The organism is Cupriavidus sp. 05T41 (assembly GCF_056396525.1).
Map to the genome: position 1 here is coordinate 16130 of NZ_JBFTLQ010000057.1, position 23783 is coordinate 39912.

Sequence of the window (23783 nt, forward strand, 5' to 3'; positions counted from 1 at the left end):
GGTGGAATTCTCGTGAGTCCTAGCTGGCAGGCCCGGCGCTCAGGCCAGGGCCGTGGCCGGCGGCGCCAGCGGCGCGGCCGGAGGGGTTGAACGGGCTACGGCTGGTGAAGGCATGGGAAGCGGCCAGCCGGCGATGCCGACGGCAAGACGGCGCAGGGCGGCAGTGGCCGGCGCCGCCGGATACGCTTCGACCACGCAGCGGCCAAGCGCCGTGCTGCGCTCGACCAGCGGATCGTGCGGCAGGCTGCCGGCAGGACTCGCGTCCACGCCGAGATACTGGCTGGCGGTGCGCGCAAGATTGCCGAGCACGGCGCTGGCGGCGGCGTCGCTGGCGGCGGCATTGACGACCAGGTGGAAACGGCGGCAGGCGTAGAGGTGGTTCAGCTGCTTGATGCAGGCATAGGCGGCCTTGATCGATGCCGGCTCGGCACGCAGCACCACCACCACGTTGTGCGCCATGCCGGCCACCTGCGACAGGGCGCCCTCGGCATCGCTGCGGGCATCGCTGAGCACGGTGCGGTAGCCATTGAACAGGCCCAGGTCGCCCGTGGCCTGCGGGCTGCCGGGCAGCACGCCGATGGTGCCCGCGGGACGTTGCCCCAGCGCGGCCTCCAGCGTGAGCGCACCGCCCAGCACGGCGGCCAGCGTGCCCTCGGGCGCCGCGCCGGCCAAGCGGGTGGCGCGCGCGCCAATGCGGTCTTCGTCGATCAGCAGCACGCGTTCACCCTGCATGGCGAGCGCATTGGCCAGCCCGAGCGCCACCGTGGTGGCACCGGCGCCCGCATCGCTCGCGACCACCGCGATGCGGCGCGTGGCACGCGGCGCCAGCATGCGCCGCAGGCTTTCGGCCTGGTCCAGGGCAAGTGAATTCACGTTTTACTCTCCCTGCACCTGCGCCAGCGCCTTGAACATCCGGCCACCATCGACGAAGCCGTCGGGCTCGGTGGCGGGCGCGGCCGGTACGGTCGGCACGGCAGGTGCGGCACGGCCATTGCGCGCGGGGTAGTTCTCCAGCACGTCCAGCAGCGCCAGCAGGCGGCCCATGCCTTCGACCAGCACGGCAGCATTCGGGGTCTGGCGCGCCGGCGCGCGCRCGGACAGGCGCGCCAGGAAGGCCGCGGCTTCCGTGTCGCCGGCCTGCTCCAGGCGCAGCGCGGCCACGGCCATCTGCAGTGCCAGCAGGCGCGCGCATGCCTGGTTTTCCGCCTGCGCGGCATCGTTGGCGCCGTCCTGGCGTTCGCCCTGGCCGAGATGGTCGAGCGCATGGCGCAGTGTGCGCAGGTGCGCCTCGCCGGCTTCGGCCCAGCGTGCCCAGCGCGCCAGTTGCGCGCCCTCGGCCAGCAGTGCGGGCTCGCACAGCAGGTATTGCACGGCCAGTGTCTGGCCGTTTTCACGGTCGACCAGGCGCGATACCAGCAGGCCGGCCTCGGTGCCGCCCTCGCTGCCGCGCGTGCCGCGCACCTGGCTTTCGAGCACGCGCACCGGCGCTTGCGCGATCCACTGCACGGCATCGCGGCCGCGGTACTCGATCTCTTCGAAGGCATGGAACGTCAGCGTCTCGGCCAGCGCATCGACCTTCAGCGCAACGCCGTTGCTGGCGACGCGCGTGGTCTTGCGGGTGGTGGTCAGCCAGCGCTCACCTGCCTGCTGCCAGCGCGCCAGCGTGGCCGCGGCCGGCATGGTGTCCAGCACATTGACCACGGTACGCGCGGCGGCGATGGCGGCGCCCAGGTTGGCGGCGTCGGTTTCCCAGCCGCCCTGGCTTGCCTGCAGCGCTGGGGCGGTACGCCCGCCCGGCGCCGCGGCGGCAGCCAGCGGCAGGCCGTCGCGGTCGGCCAGCCACAGCGTATGCTGCCACGGGCGCGGCGCGCGGCGGCCGGCCGCGGGCGCKGCCACGGTGGCGCTCAGCGCGAGCACGAAGCGGTCGCACTGGCGGGCGAGATCGCGGCAGGCGGCCTCGCGCACGTGTTGCGCCATCTGGCGCGCCGACGGTGCGCTGTCCGCGCGCTGCTGCCACAGGGTGCGTACCAGGTCGAAGCCGAAGTTGCCCGCGTCGAGCTGGTCCACGCAGTMGCTGACCGCGTTGGCGCTGTCGGTCAGCGAGCGCAGCATGCCCTCGGCGCCGGCGGTGGCCGAAGCACCCGCGGCGCGGGCGCCATCGTTGTCATCCTGGCCCGGCATGACGCGGCGCACGGCATCGGCATCGGCAAAGACGGAGCCACGGCGCGGGGTCTGGAAGGCGCGCTCGACCAGGGCGGCGCCGCTGGCCAGCTCCAGGTGTTCGGGCACGCGCTGACCGATCGAGGCGTAGTACACCGGCAGGCGGTGGCGGATCACCACGTCGAGCACGGAGCCGAGGTGCGTGGCTTCGTCGAGCTTGCTGACGATGCAGCCGTCGATGCCGCCGCCGGGCGTGGCATCGTGGCGGTAGGCATGCACCACCTCGTTGAGCGTGTCGCCGTGGCTGGCGCCGTTGAGCAGCAGGATGCGCTGCACCGGCGCCTGCACGCCGGCCAGCATGGCGATCTGCTCGGACAGGTTGCGGTCGCGCTGGCTCATGCCGACGGTGTCGATGATCACCAGGTGCTTCTCGGTGAGCGCGGCCAGCGCGAAGCGCAGGTCGGCCGCGTCCTTGACCGCGTGCACGGGCACGCCGAGGATGTCGCCATAGATGCGCAGTTGTTCATGCGCGCCGATACGGAAGGTGTCGGTGGTCAGCAACGCCAGCCGTTCCGGGCCGTGCTTGAGCACGAAGCGCGCGGCCAGCTTGGCGGTGGTGGTGGTCTTGCCMACCCCGGTGGGGCCGATCAGGGCCAGCACGCCGCCTTGCGCGAACAGCGCGTCTTCGTCGCCCAGCACCGGCACCTTGCGCGCCAGCTCCTGGCGGATCCAGGTCATGGCGGCGGGCCGGTCGTGGCCGAGCGGCAGGTGGCCCAGCAGCGAACGCGCGAGCTGGCCGGAAAATCCGGCGGTGACCAGCCAGTTGAACAGGGAATCGCGCAGCGGATCGCCGCCTGCGGCAGGCAGGCTGTGAGTGCCTACTCCCGCGAACTGCCGCTCCATCATGGCGCGCATGGTCTGCAGTTCCCCGCGCAGGTCGCCCAGGGCACCGTCGACCGCCACCGTGGCGGGCGGCGGCGTGAACACCGGCGCGCTGCTGGAAATGGCGCCGAGATCGGTGTCGCGCATGGCGACGATCTCCACACCACCCTCGACGGTGCGGTTGGACAGCACCACGGCGTCCGGGCCCATCGCCTCGCGCACCTGGCGCAGGGCCTCGCGGCCATTGGCCGCCACGAATTTAGCTACGCTCATCTTGCGTCATCCCTCACGCTGCGCCGCCGATCATGGCGGTGATCCTGATGTTTCGGTTGTCCGGCACCTCGGCATGCGAGAGCACCTTGAGCTGCGGCATGGTCCGGCGCAGGAAGCGCGCGAGCAGCGGGCGCAGCGGATGCGGCACCAGCAGCACGGGGTCCAGCCCCAGGTGTTCCTGGCGCGACACCGCGGCCTGGGTCTGCTGCAGCAGCGCATCGGCCAGCCCCGGTTCGATACCGCCGCCGTTAGTGAGCGCTTGCGACAGCACGCGCTCAAGCCCCGCGTCCAGACCGATGACCTGCAGGTCGGCCCCGTTGGGGAACCACTGCTGGGTGATGGCACGTCCCAGCGCCATGCGCACCAGCGCGGTAAGTTCGTTGGGATCGCTGATCTTGGGCGCGTGCTCGGCCACCACGTCCAGCACGGTGCGCATGTCGCGGATCGGCACGCTTTCGTCCAGCAGGTTCTGCAGGATCTTCTGCAGCGCGGTGAGCGTGATGACCTTGGGCACCAGGTCTTCGGTGAGCTTGGGCGATTCCTTGGAGATGCGGTCCAGCAGGGCCTGCACTTCCTGGCGCCCGAGCAGTTCGGCCGCGTGCAGGTGGATCAGGTGGTTGAGGTGAGTCGCCACTACCGTGCTGGCGTCCACCACGGTGAAGCCGTAGGTTTGCGCCTGCTCCTTGAGCCCGGCTTCGATCCACACCGCGGGCAAGCCGAAGGCCGGATCGTGCGTGGGCGTGCCCGGCAGCGTGCCGGATACCTGGCCGGGGTTGATCGCCATCCACTGCCCCGGCGTGGCCTCGCCGCGACCGATCTCCACGCCCTTGAGCGTGATGCGGTAGGCGTTGGGCTTGAGTTCGAGGTTGTCGCGGATATGCACCACCGGCACCAGGAAGCCGATCTCCTGCGCCACCTTCTTGCGAATGCTCTTGATGCGGCCCAGCAGTTCGCCGTTCTGCGCGCGGTCCACCAGCGGAATGAGGCGGTAGCCCACTTCCATGCCCAGCGGGTCGACCAGGGAGACATCGTCCCAGCTGGCTTCGGTGGATTCCGCCGCGGCGACGGGCGCGCGTTCCTCGCGTTTCTTTTCCTGCACGGCGGCCACGTCGCGTCGCGCCACATAGCGGCCGAACCACACCAGCGCGCCGGCGAACACCAGGAAGGCGAAATGCGGCATGCCGGGAATGATGCCCATCATGCCGATGATGCCGCCGGTCAGGTACAGCACGCGCGGGTTGGAGAAGAGCTGGCCGGTCAGCTGCTGGCCCACGTCCTGCTCGTTCGACACACGCGAAACGATCACGCCGGCGGCGGTGGAGATCACCAGCGCGGGGATCTGCGCCACCAGGCCGTCGCCGATGGTCAGCAGCGTGTAATTGCGCACCGCKGTGGAGAAGTCCAGGTCGTGCTGCAGCATGCCGACCACCATGCCCGCGCCGACGTTGATGAACATGATCAGCAGCCCGGCKATGGCGTCGCCGCGCACGAACTTGCTGGCGCCGTCCATGGCGCCGTAGAAATCCGATTCCTGCGAGACTTCGGCCCGGCGCTTCTTGGCGCCGTCTTCGTTGATCAGGCCGGCGTTGAGGTCGGCGTCGATCGCCATCTGCTTGCCGGGCATGGCGTCGAGCATGAAGCGCGCGCCCACCTCGGCGATCCGGCCCGCGCCCTTGGTGATCACCATGAAGTTGATCACCACCAGGATGGCGAACACCACGATGCCMACGGCGAAGTTGCCGCCMACCAGGAAGTGGCCGAAGGCCTCGATCACCTTGCCCGCGGCGTCGGGCCCGGTGTGGCCTTCGAGCAGTACCACGCGGGTCGAGGCGACGTTGAGCGACAGGCGCAGCAGGGTGGAAAACAGCAGCACGGCCGGGAAGGCGGCGAAATCCAGCGCCTTCTGCGTGTACATGCCCACCAGCAGCACCATGATCGACAGCGCGATGTTGAACGTAAACAGSAGGTCCAGCACGAAGGGCGGCAGCGGCAGGATCATCATGCCGAGGATCATGATGATCAGCAGCGGTCCCGCGAGCGCCTTCATCTGGCTGCTGCTGGCCCGTGCCCCCGACAGGTTGAACAGCGAGGTCAATGCGTTCATGCGTGGCTTTCCGGTACGGCGAGTTCGTCAGGCACCAGCAGGTCGGACGGTGCCGTGGGGTGCGGTCCGCTGGTGTGGTGCCAGTGCTTCAGTTGATAGACCCAGGCCAGGACTTCGGCCACGGCGGTATACAGGCCGGCGGGGATCTCGCGGCCGATCTCCACGTGGCGGTGCAGCGCGCGCGCCAGCGGCGGCGCGGACAGCAGCGGCACGTTGTTCTCCACGGCGATCTCGCGGATGCGCGCGGCGACCGCCTCGCTGCCCTTGGCCACCACGCGCGGCGCGCTCATGCGGCCTTCCTCGTAGCGCAGCGCCACGGCGAAGTGGGTCGGGTTGGTGACCACCACGTCCGCCTTGGGMACCTCGGACATCATGCGGCGGCGAGCCATGGCGCGCTGCTGCTGGCKGATGCGGCCCTTGATATGCGGGTCGCCTTCGCTGTCCTTGTGCTCCTGCTTGACCTCTTCCTTGGTCATGCGCAGCTTCTTGAAGAAGGTCCAGTACTGCCAGGGCACGTCCAGCGCGGCCACCAGCACCAGCGAGCCGGCGACCATCCCGCAGCAGTGCAGCACCAGCTCCAGCATGTGCAGCAGCGCCTCGTGCAGCGGCGCGCTCATCAGCGCCACCGCGTCGGGCAGGCGGTGCCACAGCACCCAGCCGGCCACGCCGCCCACCAGCAGGGCCTTGGCGATGGCCTTGGCCAGTTCCACCAGGGATTGCGAGGAGAACAGCCGGCCCAGCCCCTTGAGCGGCGAGAGCCGGGAGAAATCGGGGGCGAGGGATTGCGTGGAGAACATCCAGCCGCCCAGCAGCATGGGACCGGCGAGGGCCGCCGCGCCGAACAGCAGCAGCAGCGGCAGGAATGCCAGCAGGCCTTCCCAGGTATTCATGGCGAAGCGCGACATCATGCGCGAAGTATCGAAGGCCGTGGCCGGCTCGAAGGCCAGGCCGGCGCGCATCACGGCGTTGAGCCTGGTGGCGAGCGTGCCGCCGAGGGTCGCAAGGCCAGCCACGCCGCTCATCAGCATGATCAGCGTAGCGAGCTCGCGCGAGCGTACGACCTGTCCTTCCTCGCGCGCCTTTTCCAGGCGCCGGGGTKAGGCAGGTTCGGTTTTCTCGAGATCGCTTTCTTCGGACATGGCCGCTCCGTTACGAAGCGGCATGCTGGCCCTTCGTCAGCAACGATTATGGGAGCGCGAAGGGGCGGGCATTAGAGGGAATAAGGCCGGGATTGTGGCGCTGTTTGCGCGATGACACGGCCCGCCCGAAGGCGGGCCGTGTCCCCGGACGGCCTCCGGGGGCGCCCCGGGGGCCGGCGCGGCGCCAGGCCGGCACCGCGTCCCGGGCGGGACTCAGAAGCCCAGGCTGGCAAGCAGGTCGTCCACCTGCGACTGGTCGGAGACGACGTCGGCCTTGCCTTCCGGGTTGATCTGCGGGCCGTTCATCAGCGTGGCGGGCGCCTCGACGCGGCGGTCTGCCGGCACGTTGTCGATCAGCACCTGCAGCAGTTCCTGCTCCAGCGAGCGGATCATGTCCATCATCTTCTTGATGACCTGGCCGGTCAGGTCCTGGAAGTCCTGGGCCATCATGATTTCCAGCAGGTGGCTGCCGGTGGCGCGGGCCTGCTGCGGCACGTCGGTCAGGAAGGCACGGGTATCGAGCACCAGCTCGCGCGCGTCGGCCAGCTCGACCGGCTTGTCGAACCAGGCTTCCCAGCGCTTGTCGAGCGCCTCGGCCTGCTTCTCCATGCCGGCCTGAAGCGGCTGCGCCAGCTCCACGGCGTTGAGCGTGCGTTCAGCGGCCTGCTCGGTCATCAAGGCGATATAGCTGAGCCGGTCGCGCGCATCGGGGATGGCCTGGGCGGCGCGCTCGATTTCCTTGTCGAGCCCCAATTCGCGCATATTGTCGCGCAGCATCCGTGTCAGGGCGCCAATGCGCTGGAAAAGCTGCTCGGCAGATTCGTTGCTGAGAGTCGGAGTCATCGACATGTCGCCCACCTTATGCCCCTTCCTTGGCCAGTTTCTCGAAGATCTTGGTGATCTTCTCGTCAAGCGTGGCGGCCGTGAACGGCTTGACCACGTAGCCGTTCGCGCCGGCCTGCGCCGCTGCGATGATGTTTTCCTTCTTGGCCTCGGCCGTCACCATCAGCACCGGCAGCTTGGCCAGCGCGGCTTCGGCGCGGATMGCCTGCAGCATGCTCAGGCCGTCCATGTTCGGCATGTTCCAGTCGGACACGACGAACTGGAAGCTGCCGTCCTTGACCTTCTCCAGGCCGGCGGCACCATCTTCGGCCTCCTCGACGTTGGCGAAGCCCAGTTCCTTGAGCAGGTTACGGATGATGCGGCGCATGGTGGGGAAGTCATCGACCACCAGGATCTTCATGTTCTTGTCCACTCTAACGGCTCCAATACAGTTGTGGAAAGTTGCTACTTCAATACTTGCACCCGCCGCTCCGCGTGGATCCGGCAGGCGCCTGTGCCCGGTCAAACCCGCTGCGCGCGCGTCCCGAAGGTCGCCAGGCGCGCCATCACGCGCTGGCTCATCGCGTGCAGCGGCACTACCTCATGCACGCCGCCGGCGGCAATCGCCTCCTTGGGCATGCCGAATACGATGCAGGTGCTCTCGTCCTGCGCCAGGTTGTAGGCGCCGGCCTCGCGCATGCGCAGCATGCCCTGCGCGCCGTCACGGCCCATGCCGGTCAGCATCACGCCGATGGCGTTCTTGCCGGCATGCTGGGCGGCGGAGTCGAACAGCACTTCGACCGACGGCCGGTGGCGGTTGACCGCCGGCTCCTGCGACAGGTGGGCCACGTAGTTGGCCCCGCTGCGCGCCAGGCGCAGGTGCGAATCGCCCGGCGCGATGTAGGCGTAGCCCGGCAAGACGCGCTCGCCGTGCTCCGCTTCCTTGACCGTGATGCGGCACAGGCCGTCCAGGCGCTGCGCGAACGAGCGCGTGAAGCCGGCCGGCATATGCTGGACGATCAGCACGGCCGGGCAGTCCGGCGGCATCGGCATCAGGAATTCCTTGATCGCCTCGGTGCCGCCAGTGGAGGCGCCCACGATGATCAGCTTCTCTGTGSWCAGCAGCGGGCTGCGCAGCATCGGCGCCGCCGGCTCGGTGGTGCCGCCGCCCGCCGGCGCGGCCTGAGCGGTGCGCAGGCGCGCCCGCGCCGCGGCGCGGATCTTGTCGGCGATGGTATCGGTGTACTCCATCAGGCCGTCGCGGATGCCGAGCTTGGGCTTGGTGACGAAATCCACCGCGCCCAGCTCCAGCGCGCGCATGGTGATTTCCGAGCCGCGCTCGGTCAGCGAGGACACCATCAGCACCGGCATCGGGCGCAAGCGCATCAGGCGCTCGAGGAAGTCCAGGCCATCCATGCGCGGCATTTCCACGTCGAGCGTGAGCACATCCGGGTTCAGGCGCTTGATCAGATCGCGCGCTACCAGCGGATCGGGGGCGGTACCCACCACCTCCATGTCGGGCTGGCTATTGATGATCTCGGTCATCAGGCTGCGTATCAGCGCGGAATCGTCCACGCACAATACCTTGATCTTGGCCGCACTCATGTCTGGAAAAATCCTTGTCGGTTCAGGAGACGGCAGCCGAGGGCGCACGCCTGGAAAACAGTTCGGCGCCGCCGCTGGCAGGTGCGGTGGCAATGGCCCGCGCCAGCGCACGCTCGTTGCGCTCGACCACCACCTGGTCGTCCTGGCGAGTGAGCCGGCGCACCAGCGCCAGTCCCGTCAACGGAAAGTAGCTGACGCGGCGCGCGTGCGGGCCGCGCAGATCCTGCGCGGCTACGCGGATCTCTTCGGTCTTCAGGTACTTGAGCACGAACTCGGCGTTGCGGTCGCCGATATTGAGCGTGGTCATGTTGGCCAGCACCGCGCCACCGCCGAACACCTTGGCCTCGAGCCGCTCGCGGCGCGCGCCCATCTTCAGCAGCTCGTTGATCAGCACTTCCAGCGCATAGCTGCCGTAGCGCATKGACGCCGACAGCAGCCGGTCGGCGCCGGCGGCGCCGTCATCGTCCGGCAGCATGAAATGGTTCATGCCGCCCACGCCGGCGGTCTCGTCGCGGATGCAGGCCGCCACGCAGGAACCCAGCACGGTGGTCAGCACCACGTCTTCGCGGGTCACGTAGTACTMGTTGGGCAGCAGCTTGATGGCCTGCTTGCCGAACTCGCGGTCGAAGTAGCTGCGCGTGGCGATCGCTTCGGGGAGCTGGGGCGTGCGCATCACGAACCTCCCAGCCGGGCCGACGGCGGCGCCAGCTCGTAGACGGTCTGCCCGCGCAGCTGGAACGCGCGCGTGACATAGGAAAAGTTCTCCGAATGGCCCGCGAACAACAGTCCGTGCGGCTTGAGCAGCGGCACGAAGCGCTCCAGGATGCGGCCCTGGGTGGGCTTGTCGAAGTAGATCATCACGTTGCGGCAGAAGATCGCGTCGAACTTCTCGCGGATGCCCCAGTCCGGCGCCAGCAGGTTGAGCGGCTGGAAGTCGATGGTGCCCGCCAGGTCCGGCTTGACCTTGACCGCGCCGGCGCGCTGGCCGGTGCCTTTGAGGAAGAAGCGCTTGAGCCGTTCGGGCGAGAGCTTGCTGACCTGCTCGGCCGTGTAGACGCCGGCGCGGGCCTTGGCCAGCACCTGCGTATCGATGTCGGTGGCCAGGACCGTGCCGGCACGGTCGCCCAGCGCTTCGGCCAGCGTGATGGCGATGGAATAAGGCTCTTCGCCGGTGGACGCGGCCGAGCACCACACCGAGTAAGGCCGCCCGGTCTTCTTGGCATGTTCGGCCAGCAAGGGAAAGTGATGCGCCTCGCGGAAGAACGATGTCAGGTTGGTGGTGAGMGAATTGGTGAAGAACTCCCACTCGTCCGAGCGGTCGTCCTCCTCGAGCATGGCCAGGTAGGTGCCGAAATCGGTGAGCTGCAGCGTGCGCAGGCGGCGCGCGAGGCGGCTGTACACCATCTCGCGCTTGTGGCTGCCGAGCGAGATGCCCGCGCGGCGATGGATCATCGCGCGGATCTTCTCGAAGTCGCGTTCGGTCAGCAGGAAATCACGCGGCTCGTCGCGCCGCGGCGAAGCGGGCTGCGCCAGCGGCAGGCCGGCGGCAAGGGCGGTGKGGCGAGGCTGCGTCATGTGATGCCTGATACGGGATGCTTGATGCTCGATACGATGGGTGTGGCCGCGCTCAGGCGAGTTCGGCCTCGACCAGTTCCATCTCGGCGCTGGTCATCAGCTTCTCGATGTCGATCAGGATCAGCATGCGGCCATCCACGGTGCCGAGCCCCGTGAGGTGTTCGTTGGAGACCGACACGCCGAACTCCGGCGCCGGCTTGATGGCTTCGCCGGTCAGGGTCAGCACGTCCGACACGCCATCCACCACGATGCCGACCACGCGCCCGGCGATATTGAGGATGATGACCACGGTCTGGTGGTCGTAGCGCACGTTGCCGAGGCGGAACTTCAGGCGCAGGTCGACGATCGGCACGATCACCCCGCGCAGGTTGGTCACGCCCTTGATGAAATCGGGCGCGTTCGCCAGGCGGGTGACCGCGTCGTAGCCGCGGATCTCCTGCACCTTGAGGATGTCGATGCCGTATTCTTCGCTCCMCAGCGTGAAAACCAGGAATTCCTGCCCCGCGGCTTCGCTTCCGGGGGTATCGATGTGTCCGATGCCGGCCATGATGTCTTGTTCTCCTGAGCGTTAAGCGAGTACCGGGTCTTGGCGGCGCACGCCGGTGCGCTGCAGCGCGCCGACGTCCACGATCAGTGCCACGCTGCCGTCGCCCAGGATGGTGGCGGCGGAGATGCAGGGCACCTTGCGGTAGTTGGTTTCGAGATTCTTCAGCACCACCTGGTGCTGGCCGATGAGCTGGTCCACCAGCAGCGCGAAGCGCTTGCCTTCGGCCTGCAGGATCACGGCGATGCCCTGCGTCGGCTCCTGCACGGCGTCGTCCACGTTGAACACGCGGTGCAGCTCCAGCAGCGGCAGGTATTCGCCGCGCACGTGCATCACGCGGTCGTTGTTGGCCGCGGTGTGCACGTCCTCGGGCTTGGGCTGCAGCGATTCCATCACGCAGTTCAGCGGCAGGATGAAGGTCTCCGCGCCGACCTTGACGGACATGCCGTCGAGGATGCCCAGCGTCAGCGGCAGCACGATGCGGGTAGTGGTGCCCAGGCCCGGACGCGAGGTGACCTCGACATGGCCGCCCATTTCCTGGATGTTGCGCTTGACCACGTCCATGCCGACGCCGCGCCCGGAGAGGTCGGTGACGGCTTCCGCGGTGGAGAAGCCCGGCGCGAAGATCAGCTGCCAGACTTCTTCGTCGCTGATGTTCTCCGATACCGGCAGGCCGCTCTGCAGGGCCTTGGCCAGGATCTTGTCGCGGCGCAGGCCGCCGCCGTCGTCGCTGACCTCGATGACGATGTTGCCGCCATGATGCTGCGCGGACAGGATCAGCTGGCCGGTCGGCTCCTTGCCGGCTGCAACGCGCTTGTCCGGCGTTTCGATGCCGTGGTCGAGGCTGTTGCKCACCAGGTGGGTGAGCGGGTCGATGATGCGTTCGATCAGGCTCTTGTCGAGCTCGGTGGCCTTGCCGAAGGTGACCAGGTCGATCTGCTTGCCKAGCTTGCCGGCAAGGTCGCGCACCAGGCGCGGGAAGCGCGAGAACACGTAGTCCATCGGCATCATGCGGATCGACATCACCGCTTCCTGCAGGTCGCGCGCATTGCGCTCGAGCTGGCCCATGCCGGAGAACAGGCGGTCGAACAGCACCGGGTCGAGCGCCGAGGCGGTCTGCGCCAGCATCGACTGCGTGATGACCAGTTCGCCGACCAGGTTGATGATCTGGTCGACCTTTTCGGTCGGCAYGCGGATGGAGCCGGACTCCTGCGCATGCGCGGCGGCGGCAGGCTGAGCCTTGGCCTTTTCCTTTGCCGGCGCGGACGCCGCCGCCGGGGCGGCGGCCGGAGCCGGTGCCGGAGCCGGCGCTGCGGCAACGGCTGCAGTGGCTTCGGCAGCCGGCGTCGCGCCGGCTGCCTCCACGACGATCTGGTCGCCGTCGACGATGAAGCAGCACACCGCGATGATGTCGTCGGCGCTGCACTGGCTCGACAACCATACGCTCAGGTTGCCGCCCTCTTCCTGCTGGCCGGTGATCTCGCCAAGGTTGCCAAGTTCGTCGCGCAGCAGGGCCCGGTCCGCCGCCGAGACGTTGATCAGCGTCACCTTGAGGCCGCTGCCCGCGGCCGCCGGCGCAGGCGCCGCCGCTACCGGGGCYGGAGCGGGAGCCGCGGCGTGCGCGGGTGCGCCACCGGCGGCTTCGTGCGCCAGCTGTTGCAGGACGGCGCAGATACGCGCCAGCGTTCCCGGATCGGGTTCGGTACCGTTACGGTAGGCGTTGAGCTGATCTTGCAACACGTCCTTGGTTTCCAGAAAGGTGTCGATGATGGTGCGGGACAACGCGAGTTCCCGCCGCCGCGTGCGGTCGAGCAGGTTCTCCAGCAGGTGCGTGGTCTCGGTCAGGGCGGCGAAGCCGAAGGTTGCCGCGCCGCCCTTGATGGAGTGGGCCGCGCGGAAGATCGCGTTGAGCTCTTCCGCGTCGGGGGATTCGAGATCCAGCCCGAGCAGCAGCTGCTCCATTTCCACGAGGAGCTCCTCCGCTTCCTCGAAGAAGGTCTGGTAGAACTGTGTGATATCGATATCGACAGACATAACCGTCCTGGCTCACTGAAATTCGCTGCGAAGACCGCCGCCGGCATGGCGGGCGGACTTCATTGAACACTGCCCTTGCCGGCCGGGGCCGAGGCGGGGGCCTGTGCCGCCTTGCCCTGCKCCGTTGCCGGGGCCGAAGCCGCCTTTGCCGCGGCGGGCGCCGAGGCGGCCGCCAGGCCTGCCTGCATTTGCTCGCCTGCCTCGCCTGCCTTTGCCGCCACCGAGACCTCGGCGGCGCTGGCATTCTCTGCCTCGATCCGCGCCTGCGCGCGCTGGTTGAGCACCACGATGCTGATGCGTCGGTTCACCGGCGCCAGCTCGTCCTTCTTGTCCAGCGGCATGGTCGCGGCCAGGCCGATCACGCGCAGCACCTTGCCTTCGTTCATGCCGCCACCGATCAGCTCGCGCCGCGAGGCATTGGCGCGGTCCGAAGACAGCTCCCAATTGCTGTACGTGCGCTCGCCGTTCGAGTAGTTGGCCGCGTCGGTATGGCCGGACAGGCTGACCTTGTTSGGCATCTCGTTGAGCACCGGGCCGATCTCGCGCAGGATGGTGCGCATGTACGGCTCCACCGAGGCTCTGCCGGTGCGGAACATCGGSCGGTTCTGCGTATCCAGGATCTGGATGCGCAGGCCTTCGCTGGTGATGTCCAGCAGCAGCTGCGGGCGGAACTGGCGCAGCACCGGATTGTTCTCGATGATCTGCTCGAGGCGGTTCTTGAGCGCGCGCAGACGCTCGCCTTCCCTGCGCTCCCTGGCCTTTTCCGTGGCGTCTTCAGGGGTCTTGCGCACTTCGGCGTCCTGCCGCGTGATGTCGAGCCCGCCGCCGGGAATCACGCTGGAGGAAAGACTGCTCTTGTTCCCCCCCGCTATCGCCACCTTCAGCGGCGTGCGGAAATACTCTGCCAGCTGCACCAGGTCCTTCGGCGTCGACGCACGCAGCAGCCATAGCACCAGGAACAGGGCCATCATCGCCGTCATGAAGTCGGCGTAGGCGATCTTCCAGCTGTGGTTACCGTGCGGCTTGGCGTGTCCGCGAGACTTGCGGACGACGATCGGGCGCATATCATGGGCGCTGCTCATCGCTGTAGCTCCTGCCGCTTAGGTGATGCTCTTGACCTCGCGGACGTGGTCGTCCAGCTCGAGGAAGGACGGGCGTTCGCTGGAGTACAGCACCTTGCGGCCAAACTCCACGGCCACCAGCGGTGCGTAGCCATTGAGCGAGGCCAGCAGCGTGACCTTGATGCACTCGTACATCTTGATGGATTCGGCCACCTGGTGCTCGACCCGCGCGGCCAGCGGCGAGACGAAGCCGTAGGCCAGCAGGATGCCGAGGAAGGTGCCGACCATGGCATGGGCGATCAGCGCGCCGAGTTCCGCCGGAGGCAGGTCGGCCGAGCCCAGCGCATGCACCACGCCCATGACGGCGGCAACGATGCCGAATGCGGGCAGGCCGTCGCCGATGCGCGCCAGCGCATGAGCGGGGACTTCTGCTTCGTGGCGGTAGGTCTCGATCTCGTGGTCCATGAGGGCCTCGATCTCGAAGGCATTCATGTTGCCGTTGACCATCATGCGCAGGTAGTCCGTGAGGAACTCMATCATCGCGGGGTCGGCGAGGATGCGCGGGTACTGGCTGAACACGCTGCTGGCGGCCGGATCCGCGATCTCCTTCTCGAGGAACAGGATGCCTTCGCGGCGGGCCTTGGACAGCAGCACGTAGAGCAGTGCCATGACTTCCATGTACAGCGCCTTGCTGTACTTGCTGCTGCGGAACAGCGTCGGCAACGCACGCATGGTGGCCTTGATGGCCTTGCCGTTGTTTGAGCTGATGAACGCACCGACAGCCGCGCCGCCGATGATGACAAACTCTGCGGGTTGATAAAGCGCGCCCATATGGCCGCCGGTCATGGCATATCCACCAAGCACCGCCACCATCACGACAACATAGCCAATTACAACTAGCACGATCGATTCCCCGTCAGTAAAACACGCGTCAGGCATGCACAAGGGCCGCTTCTCCGGGAGAGGAGGAAGGACCGCTTGCCCTGGCAAGACCCAGCAACCACGTACGCCGCCCCCGGACTCCGGGATCCGGAGCCCTGAAGCCCTGCAGTCCTATGGATTAACGACTTGAGACGGCAAGACTTGAAGACCTATTGATACGGCATTGATGATCTTCCAACGCGAATATCGACAATCCGGTGAATAAGCTTGAGTTTTCTCGCGAGTTCCCGCGATGGCCCGTGCGCGGCGTGGGTACGCTTCAGGGTGTGCCACGGGTCGTGCGCGCGAATGCCGTACCTGTGGCATCCGCGGCGCACGGCCGCAGGATTCCCGCRGGCGGGCCGGGCAGGAACCCTGCCCGRGCCGTCCGGGGATGTCTMTACCGAATCGCCTCAGTCAGGCAACGACTTGCGTGGGAGCGACGTCCTTCGGGAGCTTCTTGGCCTTGCCGGCGCKCGACGGCGGCCGGCACAGGCTGCATACGAAGTTCGCATGCGGCTCGTAGGCGTGTGTCACGAACTGGCCGCCGCAGCACGTGCAGCTGGAAAGCTGCAGCATGTTGCTCTCGAAAAACCGTACTAACGTCCATGCACGGGTGAAACTTAAGACAATTTCACTGCCGAGTAGCGAGACGTGCTMGAGATAGAGCCGATAGCTCGCCACCACCGCGCGGATGCCGGCGGTCTCGCCCTGCTGGACCATGAACTGATAGGCCGAGAAGAACAGCGAGGAATGGATGTTCGGCAACCAGGTGGTGAACCAGTCGGTCGAGAACGGGAGCATGCCCTTGGGCGGCGAGGCGCCGCGCAGCTCCTTGTAGAGGCGGATCAACCGGTCGCGCGAGAGCGTGGTCTCGGCTTCGAGCACCTGAAGACGGGCACCCAGGCCGATCAGCTCGATGGCGAGCTGGGTCTGGTTGGCGTCCTGCAGCACGCTCTTGCGGTTTGGGACTGGAGTGGCCGTGAAACTCCGGGCGGGCTGGGCCTGCAGGAGCGCGGTCAATTGAGCGACTCCACGGGCTGCCGTGCGAGCAGGATCGCAGCATGGATCTGCTGCATATCATGGCTCTTGGCCGTATGGGTGAGCGTCGACAGCAAGGCATGGTCGTCGAACCGGAAACGGCACAAGACCATGTTGGACGCTGCCAACTTGACGAGCTGGGCCGGTGTCAGCTTGGCGAGGATGTCAGCGATTTCCTTGCTGACGCCGAGCCTGAACATGGMTTCCAGATGGTTTTCGCGCACCAGGCGTTGCGCGAGCAGCAGATAGGCGAGATTGACCTCCCTGATCTCCTGGAGAACTTCACTGCTTTCMAATTTTTCCCMGCTACCAAAAACCCTTCGACCGCTTGTCCGGCGCTTACCCGCAGCCGAAGGCTGAAGGCGACCAKATCGTTTGCTTGCGTGTTCGACGGGTACTGCGTACGACTAAGGAACTGCGCTCGGTCAGACTTATCTCAAACGTTACAAGTGTTACAGAGTGTAAGTAGGACTGTGAGAGTTATATCGGCAATTGGACCAGACTGCCAATCCCCCCTTACGTTGGGGTAAGCAAATGTCGCATGAAACATACATGGGACACGAAGTTTGTAACAAGTCACAGATTCGTCATGTGATTTGCATCAAATCTGTTACTGGTTTGTAACAGAGGAAAACGTCTAAAATGCGCCGGACGCCACCCGCCGCAGGGTGCAAAATGCGCCCCACGAGGCTTGTAGTCGCATTCCTCTATTGACGCGAAAACGCTCATTGCAGTAGTGCGCGCCGCAGCCATGCGGCCACCCGCGCAAACAGGTCGTCGGGCTCCTCGCGGAACAGATGCGGGCAGGTCTGCTCCACCTGCTCCATGACGCGCTCGGCCTCCTCGGCACTCACCGTGCCGTAGTCCATGGCCAGCGCCAGCAGCGCGCGCAGTTCGCCCAGGCGGGCGCGTGCCGCGCCCGCTCCGCGCTCGGTCTGCACCCGGTACAGGACGTCGTAGGCGCGGCTGCGCAGGCTCTCCGCCACGCGCCATGCGGGCGTCTGCATCTGCTCCTCCAGCGATCGGATATCAACCGCGGAGCCGGCCAGCTGCGACGCCAGGGGCTCGGTGAAGGCCAGGTCCGCCCCGGCGTCCTCCAGGATCTGCTCAGACCACTCCCGGGCGTGCGCGAGGCGCTCCTGGGGCGTCCATTCGTAGCGCACCGCCAGGCCGTAGCCGAAGCGCTGCGCGTCGCGCATGAGCGTGGCCATGGCGTTGGGCAGCTGCTTGTTGAAGACGCGCTTGGCCCATGCGTACTCGCCCCCCGAGAGCAGCCGCGTGACGGCGCGCTCGGTCAGCGGGCCATCGTGGTGGAGCAGGCGCGCGCGCAGGAAATCGTCATAGTCCGGCGGCGTGAATTCGTGGTCCAGCCCGGTGGAGAGCTTGACGAAGTGGTCGAACTCGGCGCGGAGCTTKGCGGCTGTCTCTGCGGACAGCGCGAGGGAGATTTCCGTTGTCATGGGGTTCAGTGCTGACGTTGGCGCAGAAAAGCGGCGCTGCCGGCAATGCCGGCAGCATCAGGCGATGCGTCGCCGCCTCGAAGAGGCCTCKCCTCAGAATGCGCTCCAGTCGCCGCTGTCCGACGTCGCCATCGCGGCGGGACGCGCAGCGCGCGCGGTGGCGGCCCGCACGGTGGCGGCCGGCGCCCCCTTCTCGTCCGCCACKGCAGGTTCTGCCTCGCTGCCGGCCGAATGGACGGGCGCCGGGGCCTTCGGTTCGATGCGCGCCGGCCGCGATACCGCCGCCGCCCTGGCGCGCGGCGMTTCCACGCGGCTGCCGGCGGCGCCTTGCACGTCGKCCAGGCGGAAGCTGGCCACCGAAGCCTGCAGGCGGGCGGCCTGGTCTTCCAGCGACCCTGCCGCGGCCGCGGCTTCCTCTACCAGCGCCGCGTTCTGCTGCGTGACTTCGTCCATCTGCGCCACGGCCTTGTTGACCTGCTCGATGCCCGAGCTCTGCTCGGCCGAGGCCGCGCTGATCTCGCCCATGATGTCCGTCACGCGCTTGACTGCCTGCACGATCTCGCCCATGGTCTTGCCAGCCTGGTCCACCAGCGCCGAGCCGTTCTCCACGCGCGCCACCGAGTCGCCGATCAGGCCCTTGATTTCCTTGGCGGCGTTGGCGCTGCGCTGCGCCAGGCTGCGCACTTCGCCAGCCACCACGGCAAAGCCGCGGCCCTGCTCGCCGGCACGCGCGGCTTCCACCGCGGCGTTCAGCGCCAGGATGTTGGTCTGGAAGGCAATGCCTTCGATCACGCCGATAATGTCGACKATCTTCTTCGAAGCATCGTTGATCTCGTCCATGGTCTGCACCACGCGGCCGACCACTTCGCCACCCTTCACCGCGGTCTCGGAAGCGTTGGCGGCGAGGCCKCTGGCCTGGCGCGCGTTGTCGGCGTTCTGGCGCACGGTGCTGGTCAGCTCTTCCATGCTCGACGCGGTCTCTTCCAGCGAGGCCGCCTGCTGCTCGGTGCGCTGCKACAGGTCGCTGTTGCCCGCGGCGATCTGGCGCGAGGCGGAAGCGATGGACTCGGCCGACTCCTTGAAGTCACGCACCGTGGCCGACAACTGCTGCTGCATCTGCTTCATGGCGTGCAGCAGGCTGGTCTTGTCGCCGCTGCGCAGCTTGACCTCGCCAGAGAAGTCGCTGCCGGCGATGCGCGCGGCAATGGCCGCGGCATAGCCGGGCTCGCCGCCAAGCTGGCGCGACAACGTGCGCGCCAGGAAGGCGCCCAGCGCCACGGAAACGGCCAGGCCGCCGAGCACCAGGCCCAGCATCCACAGGCGCGAAGCCTCATAGACGCCGCGCGCTTCCTGCATATTGGCCAGCGCGCGGTCATCGCGGCGCTTGACCATCTTGGCCATCACGTCTTCGAGCGCGCGGCTCTCCTTGATCAGGTCAGCACTTTCGCTGAACACCTGGCTCTCGAACTGGGAGGTATCGAGCGGCTGCTTGCCCACCAGCGCCACATAGGCGTTGATGCGCTGATGGTAGGCCGGCAGCAGCGTGTCCATCTGCTTGACCAAGGCCTGGCCTTCGGGCTGCGTGAACATGGAGCGCGCACCCTTCACGCGCTCTTCGAGCGCGTTCAGCGATTTTTCGATCTGATCCTTCTCGGCGGCGCGCTCGCCCATCGTCGATGCGGACAGCAGCGCGATCTGCGCGCGGCTGGAATAGAGCAGGTCGATATTGGCGCCCTGCACGCTCTTTAGCGCCTGCAGGTCGCCGTGGTAGATCTTGCCCGTCCAGTCGGCCATGCGACCCATGTTGATGACGCCGAGCAGACCCATCACAGCGCCGATGAGCGACACGACCAGAAAGCCAACGACCAGCTTGGTCGTGACGCGCAGCTGATTGAACCATTGCATGCCGACTACCTCTTTTCTCTGAATGACTTGACCAGGCGCCTTGCCTGTCCGGGCCGGCGGATGCCGGCGAGCGCAGACGGCGGGCGCTATTATTTTCTAGAACAGATGTTTTCAGACTGACTGCCTCAGCCGGAGACACTGGGCCGGTGCCGGGCGGTCTGCCTTGGCCGTCCAAGTATTGCCGGCTACTTCAATGCACTGCCTGCTACTCGCCTGCTACTCGCTTGCCCTGACTTGCCTGCACGATGCCCGGCMCCGCAGCCTGCGCACCTCAGGCTCGCGCCAGCCTATGTTCACCCGGCGCCGGCTCGTGGCGCGCACGCACGGGCCGCGCCTCCGGGCGCAGGCTGACGCGGAATGTGGCCACCGTGTCGCGCAGGCGCGCGGCCTGGTCTTCGAGCGAACCCGCCGCGGCCGCGGCCTGCTCCACCAGTGCCGCGTTCTGCTGCGTCACCTGATCCATCTGCGCCACGGCTTCGTTGACCTGTTCGATGCCCGAGCTCTGCTCGGCCGAGGCCGCGCTGATCTCGCTCATGATCCCGGTCACGCGCTCGACTGCCTGCACGATCTCGCCCATGGTCTTGCCGGCCTGGTCCACCTGCGCGGAGCCATTGGCCACGCGCGCTTCGGACTCGCCGATCAGGGTCTTGATTTCCTTGGCGKCGTTGGCGCTGCGCTGCGCGAGCCCGCGCACCTCGCCGGCCACCACGGCAAAGCCGCGGCCCTGCTCGCCGGCACGCGCGGCTTCCACCGCGGCGTTCAGGGCCAGGATGTTGGTCTGGAAGGCAATGCCTTCGATCACGCCGATGATGTCGACGATCTTCTTCGAGGCCTCGGTGATCTCGTCCATGGTCTGCACCACCCGGCCCACTGCCTCGCCGCCCTTCACCGCGGTCTCCGAGGCATTGGCCGCCAGCCCGGTGGCCTGGCGCGCGTTGTCGGCGTTCTGGCGCACGGTGCTGGTCAGCTCTTCCATGCTCGACGCGGTCTCTTCCAGCGAGGCCGCCTGCTGCTCGGTGCGCTGCGACAGGTCGCTGTTGCCCGCGGCTACCTGGCGTGTGACCGAGGAGATGCTCGACATGCCTTCCTGGATCTCGCCGACCACCGAAAGCAGGCTGCGCTGCATGGTGCGCATGGCGCGCGCCAGTGCGCCCACCTCGTCGGACGCGCGGTACTCCAGGTGCGTAGTGAGGTCGCCGGCGCCCATGCGCAGCGCGAAGTCCAGCATGTCGCGTACCGGCCGGTTCACCCGTGCCAGCAACAGCGAGCCAGCGATGAACGATGACGCCACCGCCAGCGCGAAGCCGCTCCACAGCCATGGCCGCAGCGCGCTCGCGCCAGCATCGCCCGCCAGCAGCTCGAATGCCACCAGCGCGGCCAGGAACCACACCAGCCCGGATGCCTGCGACACCAGGATGCGGCGCCTGAGGGAGAACTTGCGCAGGCTGCCGATCAGGCCGGGCAGGCCACGGCGCACCACGGCGCCGTCGCGAACCGTCAGCCGGCGGCCCTGGTCTTCGCGCAGGCGGGCATAGGCTGCCTCGGCCGCCTCGACCTGTTCGCGCTGCGGCGTGGCGCGCACGGAGGTATAGCCCACCAGCTGGCCGTCGATCACGGTCGGCGTGACCGTGGCGTTCACCCAGTAGAAATCGCCATCCTTGCGGCGGTTCTTGACGATGCCAACCCAGGAGCGGCCGGCCTGGATGGTTTGCCAGAGATCGGCAAACGCTTCGGGCGGCATGTCGGGGTGGCGCACAAGGTTATGCGCCGCGCCGAGCAGGTCCTCCGCCGCGAAGCCGCTGACCTCGATGAAGGCGCGGTTGGCGAACGTGATACGCCCCTTCAGGTCGGTCCGGGAGATGAGATAGTCGTCGGGCGAGAGCTTGTACTMGCGGTTCGTTACTGGCTGGTTGTTTCGCATGTGTGGAAAAACTGCGTGGATCGGGCTGGCGTGGATCGCTGCCGCGTCAGGCGGCCACGGCTGCTTCAAGCGCCGCGAGCTCTTCGGTGTCCAGCAGTTTCTYGATATCGACGAGGATCAGCATGCGGTTCTCGACCGAGCCGATGCCGCGGATGTACTCCGTCTCGCCGGAAAGTTGCGGCGCCTGCCGGATCTCGCCGGCGCCCAGCGTCAGCACGTCGGACACGCCGTCGACCACGATGCCGGTGGTCTGCTCGTGCAGCTCGACGATKATCACGACCGTGTACTGGTCATAGTCGATCTTGGCCTGCCGGAACTTGATGCGCAGGTCGATGATCGGCACGATGATGCCGCGCAGGTTGATCACGCCTTTCAGATACTCCGGCGCGTTGGCGATCTGCGTGACGTTCTCGTAGCCACGGATCTCCTTCACCTTGAGGATGTCGATGCCGTACTCCTCGCCACCCAGCCTGAAGGCGAGGAATTCCTCGCCTGCGCCTTCCGTCTTGATCCCGTTCTTCATTTACTGGCTCCCGCTTGCCAAGTCCGGCCCTGCGGTGCGACCAAAGCCACGGCCGGCCCGCCCGCGGGCGGGCAGCCTGGCCGAGACCCGGCGGGCGCCGAGGCACGAATATCGTTTACTGCTTAACGGCAGCCGGGGACGTGGCTGAAGGGTAACAATACCGATGCATTCACCCTACTTTGGTGGGGTCCAGCAGCGCCCCGACGGCTTCCATCAGCTGATCGGGATCGAACGGCTTGGCCAGGAAGCCGGATGCGCCGGCCTCGCGTGCCTGCTCACGCACGTGGCTGTCGACCTCGGTGGTGAGCATGAGCATGGGAATGGCKGCATAGGCGCTCGTGGCCCGCAGCGTGCGGATCAGGGTCAGGCCATCGGTGCCCGGCATGACCTGGTCGGTCACCAGCATGCCGAAGGATGCCTGCCGCGCTTGGGCCAGCGCCTCGTCGCCATCGGCGGCTTCGGTGACGACGTAGCCGCCCGCGCGCAGGCAGGCGCCGATCATGCGGCGCAGGGAGGGAGAATCGTCGACGACAAGGATATGAGGCAAAGACATGGCGGCTCCGTTGACAGCACGATGGTGAGCCCACGGGCGCGCTGCCTGGCGCGGTGGACCAGTGTTCGTTTGCCCCGGGCGGCGTGGGCCCGGCKGTCGCCGCGCGCGTTTTCGCACGCGCCGGCGACGAGGCTGAAGCAGGCGCCGCGCKCAAGCCGGCATGGCCGGTGMAAACGGCGCCCCTCTCGGGGCATATCKGCAGCGGCGGCGAAATCCGTAGGCCCGATGCGCGTGCCGGCGACCGATCATCACGGCTGGCCATCGCGCCGCGGTTGCGCCAGCGGCCATGCCCCGTCCATCAGCCCTAACCGATCGCCAGAATTGCGCTTACCCTACCTGCATGGGGTGCAGCAGCTTGTCGCTGAGCCGGCATACTACGGCGCCCGCTCCAAGCCGCGCCGCGCTCCTGGACGGCCAAGGCGAAGGCCTGCGTCACCGCGAACGGGCACCGCAAAGCCATCGGAACGTCATATGTCGAACTTGCCAGCCCCCCCGTGGAACCAGCGGGAATCTCCCGACGCGCGCCAGCCCGACAAGCTCACGGTGCTCGTGCAGGGGGCACCGGACGTGTTGCTGGCGTCCTTGCCTGACTTTGACGGTCGGCTGCAATGGCTGTCGCGGCGCCCGCGCCAGCCGGCCGATGCGCAGATCGTCATCGCCGAGCGGCAGATCGGCGCGACGCTGGCACAGCGCCTTCGTTCGCTGCGCCACCCCGAGCGGCTGGTGCTCACCGTGCTGGTCGATGGCACCGCTGCCGCGGCCACCGGCTGCGGGCCGATCGTGCCGACCACCGCGCAGGCGTTGCCGCACACCCTGGAGCTACTGGCTTCGGTGCTGTTCGCGCCGGTGCTGGGAGACGGCCCGATGCCGCTGTCGTGGCGCGATGTGCAGACGCTGGCGAGCCGCGACGCGCTCGGCCTCGCACTGCACCTGGATACCAGCAGCGAGTCCTGCATGTCCGATGCGTTGCTGATGCAGCTGGCGCGCTTCCACGGGCGCACGCGCATCGAGCCCGAGGCCCTGCTGGCCAGCATCTACCTGCCGCGCGGGTTGCCGTCGCTGGTGCAATGCAGCGAGCAGTTGCGGCGCCTGGGCGCAGTGACAGGACATCACTGCGAGACCCGCTTTGCCCTGCTGGTGCCCGAGAGCGGGTGCTTCACCCGCGTGCTGGCCCTGTTCCCGCCCGGTGGCTCGCTGCCCGAGCCGTACACGCCGCGGCGCTGAGCGGCGCTCAGCGGCACAAGCACGCAAGACACCAGC

The 23783-nt window shown here is 67.5% G+C and carries 20 protein-coding genes and 1 pseudogene; 1 reads left to right on the forward strand and 20 read right to left on the reverse strand.

The window, feature by feature from the left end:
- Positions 1–39: 39 nt before the first annotated feature.
- The 20 genes and pseudogenes from AC1DKV_RS27580 to AC1DKV_RS27675 all read right to left on the reverse strand — a co-directional run bounded on the left by AC1DKV_RS27580 (position 40) and on the right by AC1DKV_RS27675 (position 22523).
- Positions 40–873, reverse strand: coding sequence for a MinD/ParA family ATP-binding protein (locus AC1DKV_RS27580; protein ID WP_441621957.1), 834 nt, complete (start codon positions 871–873; stop codon positions 40–42).
- A 3-nt stretch (positions 874–876) separates the two neighbouring features.
- Positions 877–3315, reverse strand: coding sequence for a flagellar biosynthesis protein FlhF (gene flhF / locus AC1DKV_RS27585; RefSeq protein ID WP_477138399.1), 2439 nt, complete (start codon positions 3313–3315; stop codon positions 877–879).
- A gap of 13 nt (positions 3316–3328) precedes the next feature.
- Positions 3329–5419: a flagellar biosynthesis protein FlhA gene (flhA, locus tag AC1DKV_RS27590; RefSeq protein WP_441621953.1), complete on the reverse strand. Its 2091-nt coding sequence runs from the start codon at positions 5417–5419 to the stop codon at positions 3329–3331.
- Positions 5416–6558: a flagellar biosynthesis protein FlhB gene (gene flhB, locus AC1DKV_RS27595; protein ID WP_477138400.1), complete on the reverse strand. Its 1143-nt coding sequence runs from the start codon at positions 6556–6558 to the stop codon at positions 5416–5418. The genes flhA and flhB overlap by 4 nt, the downstream gene beginning before the upstream one ends.
- A gap of 213 nt (positions 6559–6771) precedes the next feature.
- Positions 6772–7401 carry a protein phosphatase CheZ gene (gene cheZ, locus AC1DKV_RS27600; RefSeq protein ID WP_441621949.1) on the reverse strand — a complete coding sequence of 210 codons (630 nt, stop codon included), beginning with the start codon at positions 7399–7401 and terminating at the stop codon, positions 6772–6774.
- A 16-nt stretch (positions 7402–7417) separates the two neighbouring features.
- Entirely contained in the window at positions 7418–7813 is a 396-nt protein-coding gene (gene cheY, locus AC1DKV_RS27605) for a chemotaxis response regulator CheY (RefSeq protein WP_441621947.1), read from the reverse strand.
- A gap of 89 nt (positions 7814–7902) precedes the next feature.
- On the reverse strand, positions 7903–8985 hold the full coding sequence (locus tag AC1DKV_RS27610) for a protein-glutamate methylesterase/protein-glutamine glutaminase (protein ID WP_477138401.1): 1083 nt from the start codon (positions 8983–8985) through the stop codon (positions 7903–7905).
- A gap of 22 nt (positions 8986–9007) precedes the next feature.
- On the reverse strand, positions 9008–9658 hold the full coding sequence (gene cheD / locus AC1DKV_RS27615) for a chemoreceptor glutamine deamidase CheD (protein ID WP_477138402.1): 651 nt from the start codon (positions 9656–9658) through the stop codon (positions 9008–9010).
- Positions 9658–10560 carry a CheR family methyltransferase gene (locus AC1DKV_RS27620; protein WP_477138403.1) on the reverse strand — a complete coding sequence of 301 codons (903 nt, stop codon included), beginning with the start codon at positions 10558–10560 and terminating at the stop codon, positions 9658–9660. The genes cheD and AC1DKV_RS27620 overlap by 1 nt, the downstream gene beginning before the upstream one ends.
- Positions 10561–10612: 52 nt before the next feature.
- Positions 10613–11107: a chemotaxis protein CheW gene (locus AC1DKV_RS27625; protein ID WP_477138404.1), complete on the reverse strand. Its 495-nt coding sequence runs from the start codon at positions 11105–11107 to the stop codon at positions 10613–10615.
- A gap of 21 nt (positions 11108–11128) precedes the next feature.
- The gene (gene cheA, locus AC1DKV_RS27630) at positions 11129–13138 is read right to left on the reverse strand and encodes a chemotaxis protein CheA (RefSeq protein WP_477138405.1); all 2010 of its coding nucleotides are present in this window, start codon (positions 13136–13138) and stop codon (positions 11129–11131) included.
- Positions 13139–13197: 59 nt separating this feature from the next.
- Positions 13198–14220, reverse strand: coding sequence for a flagellar motor protein MotB (gene motB, locus AC1DKV_RS27635; RefSeq protein WP_477138406.1), 1023 nt, complete (start codon positions 14218–14220; stop codon positions 13198–13200).
- An 18-nt stretch (positions 14221–14238) separates the two neighbouring features.
- Positions 14239–15102, reverse strand: a complete 864-nt coding sequence (gene motA / locus AC1DKV_RS27640) for a flagellar motor stator protein MotA (protein ID WP_477138407.1) — start codon at positions 15100–15102, stop codon at positions 14239–14241.
- Between the two features lie 435 nt (positions 15103–15537).
- Positions 15538–16143 (reverse strand): flagellar transcriptional regulator FlhC, encoded by a 606-nt coding sequence (gene flhC, locus AC1DKV_RS27645; protein ID WP_477138408.1) that lies wholly within the window; start codon positions 16141–16143, stop codon positions 15538–15540.
- Positions 16140–16451 (reverse strand): annotated as a pseudogene (flhD, locus tag AC1DKV_RS27650) (flagellar transcriptional regulator FlhD); the annotation flags it as partial. The pseudogene flhD and the gene flhC, both read right to left, overlap by 4 nt.
- Before the next feature lie 435 nt (positions 16452–16886).
- Positions 16887–17621, reverse strand: coding sequence for a DUF4088 family protein (locus AC1DKV_RS27655; protein WP_441621927.1), 735 nt, complete (start codon positions 17619–17621; stop codon positions 16887–16889).
- A 93-nt stretch (positions 17622–17714) separates the two neighbouring features.
- Positions 17715–19526, reverse strand: a complete 1812-nt coding sequence (locus AC1DKV_RS27660; protein WP_477138409.1) for a methyl-accepting chemotaxis protein — start codon at positions 19524–19526, stop codon at positions 17715–17717.
- 271 nt (positions 19527–19797) lie between these two features.
- Entirely contained in the window at positions 19798–21447 is a 1650-nt protein-coding gene (locus AC1DKV_RS27665) for a methyl-accepting chemotaxis protein (protein WP_477138410.1), read from the reverse strand.
- 46 nt (positions 21448–21493) lie between these two features.
- Positions 21494–21970, reverse strand: coding sequence for a chemotaxis protein CheW (locus AC1DKV_RS27670; protein ID WP_477138411.1), 477 nt, complete (start codon positions 21968–21970; stop codon positions 21494–21496).
- 169 nt (positions 21971–22139) lie between these two features.
- The gene (locus AC1DKV_RS27675; RefSeq protein WP_441621919.1) at positions 22140–22523 is read right to left on the reverse strand and encodes a response regulator; all 384 of its coding nucleotides are present in this window, start codon (positions 22521–22523) and stop codon (positions 22140–22142) included.
- Positions 22524–22994: 471 nt separating this feature from the next.
- Here AC1DKV_RS27675 and AC1DKV_RS27680 point away from each other — a divergent pair, with 471 nt between their 5' ends.
- Positions 22995–23747, forward strand: a complete 753-nt coding sequence (locus AC1DKV_RS27680; RefSeq protein ID WP_441650214.1) for a hypothetical protein — start codon at positions 22995–22997, stop codon at positions 23745–23747.
- Positions 23748–23783 lie beyond the last annotated feature (36 nt).